This is a genomic window from Ruegeria sp. SATB027 (assembly GCF_059613825.1).
In genome coordinates, this window is sequence record NZ_JBXWTH010000077.1 from 91,302 (window position 1) to 109,884 (window position 18,583).

At 54.9% G+C, this 18,583-nt stretch carries 13 protein-coding genes; 10 read left to right on the forward strand and 3 right to left on the reverse strand.

Going from position 1 to position 18,583, the window contains the following annotated elements; all coding sequences use genetic code 11:
- The first annotated feature begins 7 nt into the window (after positions 1 to 7).
- The 9 genes from AC2FPW_RS19590 (at position 8) to AC2FPW_RS19630 (ending at position 12,448) form a co-directional block, all read left to right on the forward strand.
- On the forward strand, positions 8 to 874 hold the full coding sequence (locus tag AC2FPW_RS19590; protein ID WP_496815038.1) for a hypothetical protein: 867 nt from the start codon (positions 8 to 10) through the stop codon (positions 872 to 874).
- A gap of 69 nt (positions 875 to 943) precedes the next feature.
- A complete protein-coding gene (locus AC2FPW_RS19595) occupies positions 944 to 2,986 on the forward strand; it encodes a dynamin family protein (RefSeq protein WP_496815039.1) in 2,043 nt (680 codons plus the stop codon).
- Positions 2,983 to 4,269, forward strand: a complete 1,287-nt coding sequence (locus tag AC2FPW_RS19600) for a dynamin family protein (protein ID WP_496815040.1) — start codon at positions 2,983 to 2,985, stop codon at positions 4,267 to 4,269. Before AC2FPW_RS19595 ends, AC2FPW_RS19600 begins: the two co-directional genes overlap by 4 nt.
- 340 nt (positions 4,270 to 4,609) lie before the next feature.
- The gene (locus AC2FPW_RS19605; RefSeq protein WP_496815041.1) at positions 4,610 to 6,781 is read left to right on the forward strand and encodes a protein kinase domain-containing protein; all 2,172 of its coding nucleotides are present in this window, start codon (positions 4,610 to 4,612) and stop codon (positions 6,779 to 6,781) included.
- Positions 6,782 to 6,982: 201 nt separating this feature from the next.
- Positions 6,983 to 8,002, forward strand: coding sequence for an FHA domain-containing protein (locus AC2FPW_RS19610; RefSeq protein ID WP_496815042.1), 1,020 nt, complete (start codon positions 6,983 to 6,985; stop codon positions 8,000 to 8,002).
- 3 nt (positions 8,003 to 8,005) lie between these two features.
- The gene (locus AC2FPW_RS19615) at positions 8,006 to 8,788 is read left to right on the forward strand and encodes a PP2C family protein-serine/threonine phosphatase (protein WP_267366226.1); all 783 of its coding nucleotides are present in this window, start codon (positions 8,006 to 8,008) and stop codon (positions 8,786 to 8,788) included.
- A gap of 21 nt (positions 8,789 to 8,809) precedes the next feature.
- Complete coding sequence (locus AC2FPW_RS19620) at positions 8,810 to 10,072, forward strand: type 2 periplasmic-binding domain-containing protein (RefSeq protein WP_480910975.1); 1,263 nt, start codon at positions 8,810 to 8,812, stop codon at positions 10,070 to 10,072.
- A gap of 43 nt (positions 10,073 to 10,115) precedes the next feature.
- The gene (locus AC2FPW_RS19625; protein WP_267366224.1) at positions 10,116 to 11,222 is read left to right on the forward strand and encodes a transporter substrate-binding domain-containing protein; all 1,107 of its coding nucleotides are present in this window, start codon (positions 10,116 to 10,118) and stop codon (positions 11,220 to 11,222) included.
- A 191-nt stretch (positions 11,223 to 11,413) separates the two neighbouring features.
- A complete protein-coding gene (locus tag AC2FPW_RS19630; protein ID WP_496815043.1) occupies positions 11,414 to 12,448 on the forward strand; it encodes a glycosyltransferase family 2 protein in 1,035 nt (344 codons plus the stop codon).
- Between the two features lie 384 nt (positions 12,449 to 12,832).
- On the opposite strand, the gene AC2FPW_RS19635 is transcribed toward AC2FPW_RS19630, so the two are convergent.
- From AC2FPW_RS19635 to AC2FPW_RS19645, 3 genes are all read right to left on the reverse strand, one after another.
- Positions 12,833 to 15,046 (reverse strand): NADP-dependent isocitrate dehydrogenase, encoded by a 2,214-nt coding sequence (locus AC2FPW_RS19635; protein ID WP_496815044.1) that lies wholly within the window; start codon positions 15,044 to 15,046, stop codon positions 12,833 to 12,835.
- A gap of 243 nt (positions 15,047 to 15,289) precedes the next feature.
- Complete coding sequence (locus tag AC2FPW_RS19640; RefSeq protein WP_496815045.1) at positions 15,290 to 16,348, reverse strand: ABC transporter ATP-binding protein; 1,059 nt, start codon at positions 16,346 to 16,348, stop codon at positions 15,290 to 15,292.
- Positions 16,345 to 17,151 carry an IclR family transcriptional regulator gene (locus tag AC2FPW_RS19645; RefSeq protein WP_480833230.1) on the reverse strand — a complete coding sequence of 269 codons (807 nt, stop codon included), beginning with the start codon at positions 17,149 to 17,151 and terminating at the stop codon, positions 16,345 to 16,347. Before AC2FPW_RS19645 ends, AC2FPW_RS19640 begins: the two co-directional genes overlap by 4 nt.
- Before the next feature lie 140 nt (positions 17,152 to 17,291).
- On the opposite strand from AC2FPW_RS19645, the gene AC2FPW_RS19650 reads away from it, so the two are divergent.
- Positions 17,292 to 18,551, forward strand: coding sequence for an ABC transporter substrate-binding protein (locus AC2FPW_RS19650; RefSeq protein ID WP_480487399.1), 1,260 nt, complete (start codon positions 17,292 to 17,294; stop codon positions 18,549 to 18,551).
- Positions 18,552 to 18,583: the final 32 nt, after the last annotated feature.

The window sequence follows — 18,583 nt, forward strand, 5'->3', positions numbered from 1 at the left end:
TCACGGTATGATGGACACAGACATTCTCGACATGCTCGAAGATATCGGGCGGTCTTCGGTTGCCCGCCTGTCTCCGACGGTGATTGTCCCCGGTGAAACTGCAACAGCCCGCCGGGCGGCTGTGTTGCGTTTCATTCGCGGAACGATATTGCCCAGACGACTGGAGCTAACTGCAGCCAACGGAAGCTGCCTGAAAATCGAAGTAAACAGCTCCCGGATCACGGATGTGTTTCAGGTGCCGTCCGGGCAGATCCCAGATTTCGAAACGGAAACACGTACCGCGCTGGTCGACAAACTGGCCCAACTGATTTCAGACATTTCAGCCGCCCCTGCCCCACTGGAACTGATGTCTGGAAAGCCAGCCTCGACGCTGGAGGCTGATGATGTTGGTATTACGCTGAGTGAGATCGAGAACGCCTGCGCCGGAATTGAGCTTTCCTCTGAGCCCATCGTGTCTGTCGTTCCGGACGTTGAAAAACCTTCAGACAACAGCCCTGCCCCGGCAGCAGGGTCGGGCAATTCGTTGGCGCAACAGTTTTTTGACGGAGCTGCACGCTTTGCCACAGGTCGTGTTCTTGTGGACAGTATGGAAAACACTGCACTGGTTTGCGAAGGAACCTGCAAACCTTCCGAGGGGATGCACCCCAATCAAGAGATTTTGACACGTTTTGTTTCAGATATTGCTGGTTGGAACAACGACACCCGGGACGAATTCGAAGGCCCACATCTGATCGTCATGCGGCCATCGGGTGGTAAGGGTGCGGGCATGGCTGTTCTGGGCGACAACGAACAGATTGCTGTGGCCATTCATGATGCCCGCAAACTTGGTGCGGTAATCAATCTTTGGAAATCTTTGGGGGAGGCTGAGGAATGACCGCCCCCAAAGCATTCAAATTTTCGACTAATTCAATGCGTTGTTTTTTTGTAGTCAGGGTAAAGAGTAATGAGTGAAACACATCGCCGCGAGCTTATTCGCATCGCAGAAGACATGAACGGGACAAGCAATGACGAAACACGTCAGTTCATATCGCGCATCATTGGTGATCTGGGAAAACTGAAACCGTCAGTTGCCTTTGTCGGGCAGATCAAGGCAGGAAAGTCGCGCTTGATCAACGGCTTCACCGGTCAGGCAGAATACCTGCCGTCGGACGTGAACCCCTGGACAACCGTGATCACCGACATGCATTTCGGGCACCCGAACGGTCGAACCGAAGGGGCCGAGTTCCATTTCTTCGACAACTATCAGTGGCAATCACTGATCGCCGAAGGCGAAGAGTTGCGCAACATGTTCCCGGATGACGAGGACAGCTACAAGCGCGAGATGATCGAAGAGCAGGTCGAAGCCATGAAGACCCGGGCGCGTCGGCGACTGGGGGACAGTTATGAACAGCTGTTGGGTCAACATCACGATCTGGATCAACTGACATCCGATGATCTGGCGCGTTACGTGTGCGCCGGGGACGACCCCGCAGAAGACGGGACAGTTGACCCCGGCAGTGATCGCGGACTTTACAGTGACATCACACGCAAGGCCGAGGTCTATTTTGACATCGGTCATTTCCCATTCCCTCTGACCGTCACCGATACGCCCGGAGTAAATGACCCCCTGCTGATCCGTGAGGAGATTTCGCGTCAGTATCTCAAGGAATCCGATTTCTTTGTGGTGGTTCTGTCAGCGCATCAGGCGTTGTCGCGTGCGGACCTGAAACTGTTCCGGCTGATGCAGGCATTGGAACTTGGACAGATCGTTGTCTTCATCAACCGTGTCGATGAATTGGGCGGCGGGGCCGAAGATGCGGCAAAGGTGCGTCTGGATGTTGTAGATGGGCTCGAAAAAGCGTTGGGTACTTCGAATATCGATGTCCTGATGGGCAGCGCACAATGGGCGCACTATGCGCTGACCGGCGATGAAATCGGTGTGAACCACGATCATATTTTGGCGTGGTTGCGGGCGCACCCGGAACAGATGCAACAATACCTGAACGGTGTGGCCGAGATCAAACAAGGACCGGGCCCCATCAGCCGCGAGGCTGTACTACGGTTTGCCGCGATGATTGCGTCAGGCTTGCCGGACTTGCGCCGCCATGTCACTCAGGCGTTGGCGGACGGGCCGATAAACGAACAGCTGAGGATGGCGTGGCAGCATCTCGACAGCTTCGCGCGTGGCGATTTGGAGCGGTCACAGGTACATCTTCGTGCGCTGCAAGACGAAGGCAGCGCGGGGGCGCACAGCCCGGATGACAGCGACAAGACGCTTGGTGATCTGCGCAAACTGATTGCGGACAAATCGCAAGACATCGTCAAGGACATGGACGATGTTCTGTCAAACCTGCGTGGGGTCATGGATGACACAGTCTCTGAATCCGTCTTTGTTGTGGTGCGCGGACCTGAAGGACAATCCCCATTGCTTGCCAAAGGCGGCGCGACCGAATTGAATTTCACTCCTTTGCGCGAACAAATGCGCGAGTTGGTGCAGGGCGCGTCGCAAGTTGTGCGGCAACGCATGTTGAGCGAACTTTACGCGATCGACATGCAATGCAACGCCGCTTTGCGGGCACTGCCGGGTTGGCAGGAACCAGTCGACAATCGCATGAACACAAGTGCAGTGCGTTGGTTCCGCCCGGACACCACTGCCTTGACCCGTGGCATTACCGTTGAGCTGCGTGTAAACTGGTTGTCGCGTCTGATATCGCGCAACAGCGTTGTGGCGCGGGCTGAGCGCATGATCGTGCAGGAATTCGAACTGATTGGCGATGACCTGATCGACACAACGCGTGAAAATCTTCTGGAACGGTTGAAAACCGTTCTGGATCATTACTTGGCCCTGTTGGCAGGCCATCTTGAGCACCGTTCCGGAGCGGGTGAGTTGAATGCTCAGGCGGAAGCACAAGCTGCGTTTGAACGGGCGCGCCGTATTGCTGACGAGTTGGATAGTGTCTTTGGAACAAGCAACGTGGACGAACGACAAGCAGAGGCTGCGGAATGATTGAGTTTCCCGGAACCGAACAGGAAGTGCGCCAGCTGGAGCGTTTTCTGACAACGACAGAAAAACTGTCGTCGGACCCGAAATTGGAAGATATGCGCGCACGGGCCCTGGCCCATGCCGAGCGCTTGTCCAACGCGGTCAACATCGGTTTCGCTGGAGAGTTCGGGGCGGGCAAGTCAAGCCTTGCGAACATGCTGGCAGGGGCGGATATCCTTCCAACCGGCCCGCAGCACCTGAAGCTGCCACTTGTCATCGTTGCCTACGCGGATACGCCAGAGACGACAGTCGGCTGGTGGAACAAGGAGCCAAAGACATATTCTGGCATAGCACTGGAAAAGGCCGCTGCGGATGAGCCTGACTTTATCTCTGTTGGATTGAACACCCCTGCTCTGAAAGAGATATCACTGTTCGATCTTCCCGGCTCTGGCGCATTGGATGATACATACAAACAGACACTGGACCTGCTGAAATTCGTCGACTGTGCCATCTGGTGTACCAACGGCACAAGCGCATGGCGTGAAACAGAACGGCATTTGTGGGCGCAGGTGCCGCCCGAGCTACGAGCCAACAGCCTGCTGGCGGTCACGCATGCTGATTTGCCCCCGGTGCAGTCCGCTCTGGATCGGGTATTGGCTCGATTGAACAAAGAAAAAGAAGGTTTGTTTCGCGCTGTGGTCCCAATTGGCACGCCCGTCGCGGTGCGCGCCATGGCACAAGAGCCGGAACCTGATTTCGATCTTTGGGAAAACTGTGGTGGCCAGGAACTTGCGGAAAAGGTCCTTGATGCGGCGTCTGACCGGCGGCGCAGTGACCTTGACGCTGCTCAGAAGGATCTGGAGCACGAGTTTCTGCCATTCCTGGAAACATTGAAAGGGCCAGAGCCGGAACCGACCGTGAGCGATACTGCCTCAATGCAGTCAACGTTGGAGTCTGCCCTTCCGCCACTGAACAACCCCATTCTTGAAGACTGGCTAGCTGCCATTGCAAGCATCTATGAAGACCTGCGTGACTCCGCTGATATTGAACCCGCTGCCTTTCTGCAAAGCTGCCAGGAAATCGTCGAAGATTTCGCGGAACGGCTGGACCAAGGTGGCGAGATCGATCCAGATGCTGACTGGATTCCGGCCGAGTTCGAAAAAGCGACTGACTTGTTGTTGTTGCTTCAGTTTGAAAGCGGAGATGCGCCTTTGAAAGACGCAATCAGCATACTTGTACAGCTTGGTGACAACCTTGCATGGGCTGGCAGTACCGTCGCCGCGGCACAATCCAAAACCGGTACCTAGCACTTTCCATCAGGATTGAAGCGCTGTTCAGCGATTCGAAGGGCCGAAGAATCGGCCCTTTATTGTTTCGAATTCGTAGACCAAGGGACCGATTTGGGGTCGTCAGTTTTCATTTATTCCACCCCGTTAATCAATATATTGTGTTATTGTTCCGCGCTAACACCATATATGCCATAATCAAAAAAACGATCCTTAGTGAAGCCATCAGGCGGCCCCATTAAAGTCAAATTTGAAACGTCTAACCGTTCTCAAGTGTCCTGCGGTTGTTTTTGGTTGTGAGTTCGTGGGCTGCCGGCCCTGTTTAATTAAGCCGCAAAATGAGTAGAACGGGCGGATTAATATGAGCCACAACCAGGCTGTCGGTGCAACGCACGACGAACCAAAAATTGAAGGACTGCAACCGGGCGCAAAGCTGTTGCGCGGGCAGTATGAGATCCTCCGATATCTCAGCAACGGCGGATTTGGGATCACCTATTTAGCACGCGACAGCCTGGAGCGTGATGTCGTGATCAAGGAATGTTTCCCCGGTGCGTTGTGCCGTCGCAACGGGGACTTGGTTGAGCCGAACGACCCGTCCTACAAGGATGATTTGCGCGCCATTATCGACCTGTTTATTCAGGAAGCCCGCAATCATGCGCGTCTGGTGCATCCGAACATCGTCGACGTTCATCAGGTGTTCGAAGACAACGATACCGCCTATATCGCTATGGATCTGATCCGTGGTTGCGACCTGCTGGACTATGTTGAAAATCCGGAAAACGACGGTGGTCCTGACTTTATCGTGCAAGTCACGGAAAAGATGCTGTCCGCGGTGTCGTTCATCCACCAAAGCGGGATGCTGCACCGTGACATTTCACCCGATAACATCCTGATTGACGAAAACGGAAACCCGGTCCTGATCGACTTCGGTGCCGCGCGTGAGCAAGCCGCAAACAAGTCGGCCGCATTGTTGACCCTGCGCGTCATAAAAGACGGATATTCGCCGCACGAGTTTTACGTCCGTGGTGCCGAACAAGGGCCCAGCAGTGACCTCTATGTCTTGGCCGCGACTCTGTATCACGCAATCAGTGGTGAACGCCCGGTAGACGGCCAGAGCCGCCTGAATGCATTCAACAACGGGCAGGACGACCCTTATACCCCATTGGCAGGCCGCTTTGACGGATACCCCGACGGATTCCTCGAAGCAATCGACAAGGCAATGGAAGTACACGCAACGGACCGGTTGCAGACAGCCCTGGATTGGCTGCGCATGTTCCGCGGCCCTGGCGTGATGTTTGATACATTCGCCTATCGCCCGGTTTCCGTGATTGTCGGCATGGATCGCAAGGACAAGGAAGAAGAAAAGGCGCGGATCAAGGCCGAAAGTGAAAATGCCGAAGCGGTTGTGACGGCTCTGCTCGCCGGGAACTCGGACGTTGTTCGTGAAAACGAAAAAAAGAATGAACCCGAGATGGCCAAGATTTCTGCAAAAGCGGAAACACCGGTCGCTGTTGATACCGTGGTTCAGAGCGGATCCGGTGGCAGCGGCAAGATGATCGCTGGTGCAGCAGTGCTTGTGGCAGCGTTGGCCGCAGGCGGTTTCTTCGTGATGTCCGGCGACAAAGGTGAAGAACAAGCCGAGGTTACGACGACGCTGCCTGAAGCAACCACACAAACTGCCGAAGCAGAACCGCCCGCGGTGGAAGAACCCTTGGCCGAAACACCTGAACCCGACGTCACGGTCGCTTCAGAGCAACAACCTGAACCAGAAGAGCCTGTCGAGCAGGCGCAAGTTGAACCTGCGGAACCAACCGCTGTAGAAACAGCGTCCGAAGCTACCGAGACTGCCGATGCCCAGGAACAACCTGCAGAACAAGAGGTTGCGGCCGTTGTGGACGAACCCAAAACCGTAGCCGCTTCCGGCACTCCGGTCGAACAACAGGTATCTTTCCACCATTGGGATGTTGAAATCCCCTTCCAGACGTCCCGCCGCCGGACCGCAACAGGTGCAACTATTGCGGTTACCGGTGTGGACGCCAATCAGGACATGAGCGTTATCGGCGAATGGGTGGAACTCGGAGTTGTGATCTTTACTCTGAACGGCAACCCGGTTCGTCAGGACATCTCTTTCGCGGCGCAAGTCCTGGACAAGCTAAGCGTCGACCCAGACGGCTTTACACGGGTTGCAGCCCGCTACCGGCCGCTTGGAAAGACCCGCGCGCAGAATGGCCTGCTGGCACTGCCTGTGCTGCGCTCGGTCGGATTGGAGAACGGTTACTCGTTCACAGTCAGCAGCTCGGGAGGTGAAGGGTGGCAAACAAAAGTAAGCTCGGTTCCAGCCGAGGCGACAGGCAGCCTGCAAAAAGGCGATGTTCTGTTGAGCGAAAGCCAGACCAACATGACATTGAATACGTCCGAAAGCCTTGATGGCATGCTGGCTGCGCTGGTTTCCGACAGTCAGCCAGAGGCAAAGCTGACCGTATTGCGCAACGGTGCTGAGGTAGCTGCGACCATGCAGTTAGCGCAGGAGTGATCTAACCGGTTCAATTTTGATCTGCCAGTGTGTGTTTACTGAGGGTGGCTTTTAGTTTGCCGCCCGGCGGGAACCGGCCCGCCGCAGAGAGTACCAGTTTCCATGTTTTCAATTGAGTGTCTCTGCGTTGTTCCACGCAGGGTTAGGTAGCAGCCCCATGGCACAAAAGGTCCGTGCCAACAATTCGAAGGTGTCGACACCATGTTCAAATACAAAAGCCCTCTGAGCCGGCTTCTCGAAGGTGCCGGTAAATCCAAAGAAGATGATGTTGCTGAAAACGCTCATGCAGCTGACAGCGCGGCACCTGAAACCGAAAAGCAGGAGCCTATCGCAGACTTCAACGCGCTGCGTGCCGCACTGGCCGGTGGAAACATGACGTCTGAATCCTATGAGGAAACAGACGAGCTTATCCCTGAAGAGAAAATGCCGGAATTCGACGAAGTTGCGACGGAGAACACGGAAGAGCCGGTTGAAGTGTCCATCTTCGTTGAAGATGCAACTGACGAGGACGACCAAGATACCAAAAACTTGATGGCCGACCCCGACGATGACGAGGATATCTCGGACGATCAAATCATCACTTTGCATGTAGCAGACGAGCTTGCCGAAACACCGGATGAAGTTGCGCCGCTCATGGATGTAGCTGAAATGAGCGCGCCGGAAACGGTGGAAGCTGAGGTTGCAGCCCCGTCCGTGCAAGAACCGGCGGTGGTGGAAGAGGGTGCCGTACAGGCTCAACCCACGCCTGCCGCCCCAGCCGAGGACCGTCGCTCGCGGGTCAAAACAACGTTCCTTGGGTTTGAGCGTGCGGACACGCATGTTCAGGAATTAATCGAAACATCAGAACCTGTCTCAAAAACCGAAGCCGCTCAGGAAACATTCCCGGTTGGTTGGCTGGTGGTGACGGCAGGTCCCGGACGGGGCGCAAGCATCACCCTGACCGAAGGCCTGATGCAAATCGGCCGAAACGATGATCAAGCGATCCAACTGGATTTCGGCGACACGGGCATTTCACGTTCGAACCACGCTGTTATTGCTTATGACCCGGAAGATCGGAAATGCTATCTGGGGCATGGCGGTAAGGCCAACCTTGTTCGCCTGAATGGTAAACCCGTTCTGAGCACAATCGCACTCTCCAGCGGTGATCTGATCCGCATCAGTGAAACATCAATCCGATTTATGGCCTTCTGCGATGAAGGTTTTGATTGGCGGGATTCCTGATAGATGCTGGCGACTCCGGCATATGATGTTGCGCTGATCCTGAACCAGGGTCAGCGGGAAACGCAGGAAGACGCGATTGCTGCGCGCATGTTCGACGCATCGGACGCGGGCTATATCGCGATCGCTGACGGTATGGGTGGCCACGAGGCGGGCGAAGTGGCTTCGGAAATGGTGATTGCCGCTTGGCGGAACGCGCTGGATACCGAGCTAGAAGCCGATACCTTGAATGAAGGCGCCGCAATTGACGCGCTGCCATTGGCAGCCATGCAAGCCAATGCAGCGATATCCGACCATAACGAGGCACAGGGCCAGGGTTTCAACATGGGCTCCACCTTGTTGGGTGTCCTCTTTCTGGGTCAGCGTGTGTTCAGGATTTCGATCGGAGACAGCCCCCTTTACCTGTTCCGCGAAGGCAAGTTGACACAGGTGAACGAAGACCACTCGATGGCCCCCGTGATCGACGCAAAACTGGCCGCTGGTGAGCTTTCGGAAGCTGAAGCACGGGGACTGGACAGGAACCAACTGACGTCGGTGATCATGGGGGGTGCTATTCCAAAAGTGGATTGCCCTGAAGACCCGCTGATCGTGTCTCCGGCTGATATTCTGATCCTTGGCAGCGACGGGCTTCAGTATCTTAGCGACGCTGAGATTCAGGATGTTCTGCGCCTGCATCAGCAGGAGCTAGCACAGGAAATCGCCGAAGCCTTGCAACTGGCAGTGCAGGCCAAGGGCGACCCCGATCAGGACAATCTGTCGATCGCAGTCGCAAAACTTACGAGAAAATAACCAGGCAAAGCAACAGGACCCATGAGAAAACACCTATTCATATCAAGCCTTGCACTTGCCGCCGCCACAGGCGCGGCGTCAGCGCAAGAGGCATGTTCAAGCTACGAGATTCAACGTGGCGATAGTCTGCGGGAATTGGCAATCCGAGTTTACGCGACCGAAGATTATCGGCCAATCTACGATGCGAACAGGGATGTTATCGGCACAAATCCCAATATCATTCGTGTCGGCGATGTTTTGAAATTGCCTTGCCTGGAAGATGTCGGGCGCGCACCTGAGTTGCCCGACACCGAAGCAGGACGCCTCGCGGCTGAAATGGCCTCAGAACTGGTAAAAGCGGCAGAAGAACGCGCGGAGAAAGCCGTGGCCGAAGCGGAAGCCCGTGTCGCGGCGGCAGAGGCTGAGGCAAAGAAGGCAAGTGAAGATGCAGTCGTCGCTGCACGGGCCGCTGCCAAAGAAGAGATTGAGGCAGCCCGCTCGGAAGCCGCTGCACTGATCAGAAATGCTAACGCTGAAACGCGCCCGGAAATTCGTGATCGTCAGTTGCTGTTGATTACCGGTGGGAACTACGCTCCGTTTACGGACGAAGCATTGCCCAACCGGGGGCTTTACACGCATCTGGTTGAGACAGCGATGCTGCGGGCCGCGCCGGAACAAGCGTATAAAATTCAGTTTGTGAACGATTGGTCGTCGCATCTGGATTTGTTGATGCCAACACTTGCATTTGACGGCACCTTCCCGTGGTCCCGCCCAAATTGCGAAGATGCAGCAGCGTTGTCGGAAAGTGACCGCAATCGTTGTGAGACCTACAATTTCTCAAACCCGTTCTATGAAGTCGTGGATACATTCTTTGCGCGCGATGGATCGGGGTACGAGCAGACGTTGACCTATGCCGACTTTGCCGGGACAACAATTTGCCGCCCGGAAGGCTGGTCGCTTTCACATATGGACGCGGTAAGTCTTTACGAACCCGTCATCAAGCTGATGCGGCCAACATCGCCTGATGATTGCTTTCATGCTGTGATGGACGGAACTGCCGATATCGTGGCAATCGAAGCGCATCTGGCAGAGGAAGCCATCGCACGGCTTGGCTATAAACACCGGATTATCGAAAACCCCAACCTGGCGGCGATCAAGTCGCTTAATGTCATGACCCACAAAGATAATCCTGATGGGGAAGCGATCTTAGAGACGCTGAATCAGGGTCTGGCAATCATGCAGCAGTCAGGCGAATGGCGCGATATCGTGTCGACCGCCCTGCGTCACCAAATGGAAAATGGATAAGGCCCCGTCTGGCCTGACAAACAAAAGTCTGGAGGAAGTGGAAATGTTTAACGAGAAAATTAAGAAACTGGCGCTGTCGGCAACTGCCATCACAGCTCTGAGCGCGGGAGCCGCCGCTGCACAGGAAGCGTGCACGAACTATACCGTGCAAGATGGTGACACATTGGCAACCATCGCCATTGCCGCCTATGGCACCTCGAACTACCAGCCAATCTTCAACGCGAACAGGAACGCGATCACAAACCCGGGGGCTCTTAATCCTGGGCTGGTGCTGGCCCTGCCCTGTGAAGACGGTAGCCTGCCGAACGGCCAAAGCGCGCAGGAAATCATCGCTGCTGAAGAACAGCGCGCGGCCAGCGTAAAGCGGTCGAATGTCTATGCGCCGCCGATCAAAATGGTGGCTGGTAACGGCTGGGAACCGTTCACAACCGAAACACTGAATGGCGGGGGCATCATGACCCGTCTGGCAACGACCAGCCTTCAGCGGGCAGGAAACAGCCGTGAGTATTCAGTCAGCTTTGTCGACGACTGGAGTTCGCATCTGGATACACTGTTGCCGCTTGGTGCCTTTGATATTTCAATTGCATGGACCGTTCCTGATTGTACCAACCGTACATACGAATGGTCCCCGGAAACCGAAGCTCGCTGCACTCAATTTGTAGCTTCGGTCCCGGTTTACGATATCGTCGGCGGCTTCTTCACACTGCCGGAAAGCGAATACGCAAGCGCGACCAGCTTCAAGGACCTGGAAGGCTCGACCATTTGCCGTATGGCAGGCTGGAGCATGGTTGTTCTGGAAGAGCAGGGACTGAACCGCGAGAACACGACTGTGGTTCAGCCCAGCTCGGCCCGTGATTGCCTTGACGCTGTATTGACCGGAACCGCAGATGTTGCGGCATTCGAAGTTGATCTGTTCGCATCGACAATGAAAGACATGGGTTTGACTTCGGCTGACATCGTTGAGAACCCCTATGTGTCCACACTGTCGTCGATGAGCTTCCTTGCGCATCGCACCAACCCGTTCGCGCGCGAATACATCGCGATGATGAATAAGGGTCTGATCGAAATGCGTCAATCCGGTGAATGGTACGCGATCATCTCGGATACGCTGCGTGAGCAAAACGCAAAGTTGAACGCAGCTTCGAACTGATCCCTCGGTTCAGCTGAAACTTTGGGGCCGGTTCTTGAACCGGCCCCCTTTTGCTGAATTATCGGCGCGATTCAATCGGATGCCAAAATTCGGCCATTTATCTGCTTCAGAAATACCTCATACGCGCAGCATCTTGAGAACAAAGTGCAATCATCCTTCAAGTGACACGTCCGAGCGAGCAAGAGTGACATATGATACAGGGTGCCTTGAATATCCGAAGTGGATCTCTGACACGGGCGTCGTGGCCGGGCTTGGAAATTGCTGTTATCTTGCCCTGTTACAATGAAGCCGTTGCCATTGGTGAAACAGTCAAGCAGTTCCGCGCCGCCCTGCCGGAGGCGGTAATTTACGTATTCGACAACAATTCCACGGACGGCTCGGCGAGAGTGGCGCAAGAAGCTGGCGCGCTGGTCTACTCTGAAACATATCAGGGCAAAGGTAACGTTGTCCGCAGGATGTTTGCGGACGTGGATGCGGATGTCTACGTTATGGCAGACGGGGATGCGACCTATGACAGTATGGCAGCACCTGAATTGATAAATCTGCTGGTCTCTCGAAATCTTGATATGGTCAACGGCGCACGGGTAAACGACGACATTCAAGCCTATCGGCGGGGCCATAAACTTGGAAACGCCTTGTTCAGCGGGCTGGTGAAGTTCTTCTTTAAAAGCAAAATCAACGACTTGCTCTCCGGTTATCGTGTTTTCAGCAGACGCTTTGTCAAAAGTTTTCCAGCGGTTTCCAACGGTTTCGAAATTGAAACTGAACTTACGGTACACGCGATGCAGATGCGCATGCCAATTGGAGAAATTGAGACCAAATACGTCGCACGGCTTCCGGATTCGAATTCCAAGCTAGCCACCTATTCCGATGGGTGGCGAATTCTCAAGATGATTGGCCTTCTGATCAAGGACGAAAAACCAATCGCTTTCTTCCTCTCTTTGGCCTTGTTGATTTTCTTACCGTCGCTTTTCGTTTTCGTATCGGTTTTCCGAGAGTTTCTGGAAACGGGGTTGGTTGACCGAGTTCCATCTTTGGTTGTCGCAGTATCCGGTTTTGTCGGAACCATGCTGTCGATCGTGTGCGCGCTTATCCTGGAATCCCTGGCGCTCGCCCGGCGTGAGGCGCGTCGCCTTTCTTATCTGCGGCATAAGGGTGTTGCGGTTAGCGGAGCGAACAGAATACAAGCGCCGATTGCCAGCCCAGAACCCCGGCGTGTTGGCTAAAACCCTGTCTCCAGTATTTTTGTGAGCACTCGATTTCGTGTTCAACCATGGTTGAACTGCTGAGCTGTCCGGAAAATCCTGAGAACCAAAATGAAATGAGCAGCACCCCAAATGCTGGTCATTCTCTGAGTGAGTGATAAGGCCCTAAGGCATCACCAGTGAAATTCTCTGTTATCCAAGGTTTAAAGCAGTCAGCGCTGTCGTGCTATTAGGGGAATCCCGTAAGTACAAACAAATTTTTTATAAAGCATTGTAAATGCAAAAATCTTTTGCCGACCCTACTTTCCGTCACAGTGTCTGCGATACAAAAAGGGACCGCACAACTGTGCCGGTCCCTTTCCATGTTTTGAACAGGCGAGGGATCACCTGTTTTGCCGTTAGCGATTAGCCGATGATTGCGTTCAACGTTGTGCTGGGCCGCATAACCGCTGCCGTTTTGGCTGGGTCAGTGTGATAGTAACCTCCCAAATCCGCAGCTTTACCTTGCGCTGCGGCCAACTCGGACAGGATTTGCGCTTCATTGGCGGCCAGATCCTTGGCCAATGATTCAAACTCGGCAGCCAGTTCCGCATCTTCGGACTGGGCGGCCAAAGCCTCAGCCCAGTAGCGAGCAAACCAATAGTGGCTGTCGCGGTTATCCGGCTGACCAACTTTGCGGCTGGGTGAGCGGTTGTTGTCCAGAATACCCTGCGTCGCTGCTTCGGCCGCCGCACCCAGAATGCCCGCTTTCTCGTTGCCTTTGCTGTCAGCAAGGAAGTTCAGCGATTCACCCAACGCACAGAACTCACCCATCGAGTCCCAGCGCAGGTGATTTTCTTCGACCAACTGCTGCACATGTTTGGGCGCCGAGCCACCGGCACCGGTTTCGAACAAACCACCGCCGTTCATCAGTTTGACAATGGAGAGCATCTTGGCCGAAGTACCAAGCTCCAGGATCGGGAACAGGTCAGTAAGATAGTCCCGCAGCACGTTGCCTGTGATGGCAATCGAGTCGTTACCAGCGGTGATCGTCTCCAACGACTGACGGGTCGCTTCACGCGGGGCCATGATCAGAAACTTATCGGCCACGCCAGCAGCCTCAAGCGCTGGTTTGACATATTTGATAAGCTCCGCGTCATGGGCCCGGTTTGCGTCCAACCAGAAAATCGCCTCGGAACCGGTCAGACGCTGACGGTCCATGGCCAGCTGAATCCAGTTCTCGATCGGCGCTTTTTTGACAGTGCAGGCGCGCCAGATATCGCCGGCCTCGACACTATGGCTGTGCAACGTTTCGCCATTGGCCAGAACGATGCGAATTGTACCATCCGCCGGTGCCTCGAAAGTTGTCGGGTGCGAACCGTATTCCTCGGCTTTCTGAGCCATCAGGCCCACATTCGCCACGGCTCCGGCCGTGGACGGGTTCAACGCGCCATTGGCTTTGAAGAACTTGATGGCCTCATCATAGACGGTCGCGTAGCAGCGATCAGGGATCACACAGTTGGTGTCACCTTTGGCACCCGTCTGGTCCCAGCCCTTGCCCCCGGCACGGATCACAGCAGGCATTGAGGCATCAATGATCACATCCGATGGGACATGCAGGTTCGTGATTCCGCGATCCGAATCCACCATATACATGGATGGACGGTCCGCCTTGAGCGCGTCGATAGCCGCCATGATGTCAGCATGACCCTGTACGCGCTCCAGCAGCGCGCCCAGACCTGAATTTGGGTTCACACCCAACGCATCCAGTTCCGCGCCGAACTTTTCGAACACGGGGGCCAGCCAGGCTTTGACCGCATATCCAAAGATGATCGGGTCTGAAACCTTCATCATCGTGGCTTTCATATGCAGCGAGAACATGGTCCCGTCTCTTTTGGTGTCCTCAATGGCATCTGAAAGGAACGCAGACAGTGCCTTGACCGACATGAAAGTCGCGTCGGCTATGGTTCCTTCTTCCAGCGACCAGCCGCCTTTCAGAACGGTGACGTCATCATCTTTACCTACAAACTCGATTTTTGCATCGCCTGCTTGTGCTGCGGTGATGGTGGCCGAAATCTCGTTTGCATAGAAATCATTGGCCGGCATGGACGAAACTTTGGTCTTGCTGGCCGACGCCCATTCGCCCATCGAATGCGGGTTGTTCTGAGCATAGTTTTTCACCGCACGCGCCGCACGGCGGTCGCTGTTCCCTTCGCGCAGAACCGGGTTAACAGCAGAACCTTTGATCGCGTCATAACGGGCGCGGATCGCCTTTTCCTCATCCGTTGCAGGTTCTGCGGGGTAGGTCGGAATGTCGTAACCCTGCGATTGCAGTTCTTCGACGGCCGCAACCAACTGTGGAACCGAGGCAGAGATATTTGGCAGCTTGATGACATTGGCATCAGGTGTCTTCACCAGATCGCCCAAATCCGCCAGATCGTCGCTTACACGCTGATCGTCGGTAAGGTTCTCGGGGAATGCTGCCAGAATACGTCCCGCCAGAGAAATATCTTTGGTACCAACGCGGACGCCCGCAGCAGATGCGAACTTGCGGATGATGGGCAGGAACGAAGCGCTGGCCAGCTCTGGCGCTTCGTCTACAATGGTATACAATATGTCGAAGTTCGATTTATCTGCCATATTCTTTTACCTTTTTTAAGCCTTTCGGGGCGTGCGATCCAAGAGTTGCAACCACAATTGCGTGGCGTGAGAGGGGCTAAACCACGATACAGCCCCTGGGTGACTCTGTTTTGACAGGGCTTCCCTTAAATCACGTTTGACTTGGAATCAATCGCATCTGCCCGCGCGTTTTGCCACGGGTCAGATAAAGTGTCGTGTAACTCTTGGGACGGGTAAGACTGCCCGTGGGCTGGAAGGTCGTGGCTAACGATACCGTTGCCCGGTCTCTGGATCAAAAAACATCACACGATCTGGCTGTATGGCGATGCCGATCCGATCCCCGGTTCTGCTTCTTTGGTCGTCCCGTTCCTCAATGATCAGCTTATCACCATTTGGCGTCCGTAGATATGAATAGGAAACGCCGCCCAAGGCTTCGGTCAGGTCCACGGTGCAAGTATCGGCCGAACGGTCAATCTGGATATGTTCGGGCCGCATGCCCAATATCACCTTGGTCCGACCGGAGGGGATAGTCGCAGAAACGGGCAACGGCTTGCCTAGCGCGGGATGGGAGACATGGCCATCCCCATAGTCACATTCCAGAAAGTTCATTGCAGGCGAACCAATGAAGCCTGCGACAAACCGGTTGTCGGGATCACGGTACAAATCCATCGGAGCCCCAACCTGTTCAACACGACCATCCCGCAGCACGACGATCTTGTCGGCCATGGTCATGGCTTCGACCTGATCATGGGTCACGTAAATCATTGTCGCGCCGATTTCCTGATGAAGGCGCGCGATCTCAACACGCATTTCCACGCGCAACTCGGCGTCCAGATTGGACAAGGGTTCGTCAAACAGGAAAACGTCGGGGCCGCGAACGATGGCACGGCCAATCGCAACCCGCTGCCGTTGACCACCCGACAGAGCCTTGGGTTTGCGTTTGAGATACTGGTCAAGCTTCAGAATGTTCGAGGCTTCCTGCACTTTTCTGGTGATCTCGGCCTTTGGGACACCGTTCATGCGAAGCCCAAAGCCCATATTTTCCGCCACGGTCATATGCGGATAAAGCGCATAGGTCTGGAACACCATCGCCACACCACGTTTGGCCGGGTCCATGTGGGTTACGTCCCGAACCCCAATGTGGATCTGGCCTTCCGACGTTTCTTCCAAACCCGCGATCATCCGAAGCAATGTGGATTTGCCACATCCCGAAGGGCCAACGAAAACACAAAACTCACCATCTTCGATCTGCAAGTCGATGCCGTGAATGACTTGCGTCTGGCCGTACCGCTTGATTGCCTGATTCAGGGTTACACCTGTCATGTCGCTTGCTTCCTGTCATTGCCGAGGTCTGGTCGCGTTTCAGGGAAACGCCATGCCTGTGCCTCAGTGCTGATTTGTTCAGCCACCCGCCGCACACGAGGCACCCATGCCTCGAGTTGTTCAAAATCCATTCGTTGGGTCGAGCCGGTTACCGAGATTGCGCCCAGGACCCGACCGTTTGTTGTCAGAATGGGGCAGGCAACGCAGATAATTCCGGGTTCATGTTCTTCGTCATCAACGGCAAAACCCTTGCTGCGAATTCGATCAAGATCCGTGCGCAGGTCATTGCCGGACGTCAGAGTCTTGTCGGTAAAGCGGTGAAAACTCTGCTGCGAAATTGCCCGGTTAAGGTCACTTTCATTCAGAAAGGCAAGCATCGCCTTGCCAACACCCGTGCAATATGCCGGGCCTACCTTACCCGCCTGGGAATACATCTCGATCGGTTGCGCCGCGTTGCGTTTGTCTACGTAAAGAACCTGACCTGCATCAAGCTGCGCCAAATGCACAGTCTCTCCGGTTTCCTGGCTTAGAATATCGAGAAACGGACGTGCGATAGGGGCCAGTGAGCTTTGGGTCCAGGCTGCATGCGCAAGTCGTACCAAACGCATACCCGGCGCGTAGGTTTGGCGCTCGGGGTCGTAACATAGCATTCCCTGATTGGTTAATGATTGCAAAAACCGATACAATGTTGCTTTCGGAAAACCGCTGCCGTCCAGCAACTCCGAAAATCGCACAGGGCGCTGAAATGCGGCGACCTGATCCAGCACGTCACATGCTTTGCCAATAGTTCCGTCACCTGACACGGGCGTCCGTTCTCCTCCGCTTGCCCATCGCAGTTCGCACGAGGGTCTTGACAAGACTAACCGAGTCGATGTGTAGTTTTCAATATATAAAACATAGTTTCACTATTTGGAACTTATGTGGAAGCAACAGGGAGGAAACCATGTATTCCACTTTCAAGCGCACAACCGCTGCGCTGGCACTTGGCGTTGCTATCGCGGCACCGGCGGCTGCCGACCTGACCGGAGAACTTCGGATTTTTCTGGACACGTCGAACCCGGCCCCGCGCGCAACGATGGAAGCGATGATCGAGCGGTTTGCAGCGCAGCACCCCGGCCTGGAAATTGAAACCACGGTGATCGACCGCGAGGCGTATAAGACCCAGATCCGCAACTTTCTGACGGCCGACACACCTGACGTGGCCACTTGGTACGCCGCCAACCGAATGAAACCATATGTCGAGGCCGGTCTGTTCGAAGACGTCTCGGATCTTTGGGCGGAACCTGAAATCGCCGAAAACCTGGCATCAACCAAAGGCGCGATGACCATCGACGGCAAACAATGGGGCGTGCCCTATACCTACTACCAGTGGGGCGTTTACTACCGCAAAGACATCTTTGATGAGCTGGGCCTGAGCGAACCGACCACTTGGGAAGAAGAGCTGGCAAATTGCCAGAAGATCGTCGATTCAGGTCGCGCTTGCTATACCATCGGGACCAAGTTCCTTTGGACCGCTGGCGGTTGGTTCGACTATCTGAACATGCGCACCAACGGGTTTGATTTCCACAACCAACTGGCCAATGGTGAAATCAGCTGGGAAGATGACCGGGTCAAACAGACCTTTGCCAACTGGAAGCAGCTGATCGATATGGGGGCCTTCATTGAAAACCATCAGACCTATAGCTGGCAGGAGGCTTTGCCGTTCATGGTCAATGGAGAAGCCGCCGCGTATCTGATGGGCAACTTCGCAGTCGCGCCCTTGCGTGAAGCAGGGCTGACCGATGATCAGCTGGATTTCTACCAATTCGTGTCAATCAACCCTGATGTCGAACTGGCTGAAGACGCGCCGACCGATACATTCCATATCCCGGCGAATGCCTCGAACAAAGAAGCAGCGCGTGAATTCCTGCGCTTTGTTGTCTCGTCGGATGAACAGACCGAGATCAACAACGGATCGAACCTCGGTCAGTTGCCGGTGAACGCGCAATCTTCGGTGGATGATGACAAATTCTTGCAGCAGGGCTTTTCGATGCTCTCGACCAACAGCCCCGGCGGAGTGGCTCAGTTCTGGGACCGCGACGCACCGGCTGAAATGGCCAAAGTGTCAATGGAAGGTTTCCAGGAATTCATGGTTAAACCAGACAATGTTGACCGTATTCTGGCCAAGCTGGAACGCGCGCGAGAGCGTATCTACGACAACTGATCAGGCTTGGGCCGGGCTGAAGCCCGGCCTAC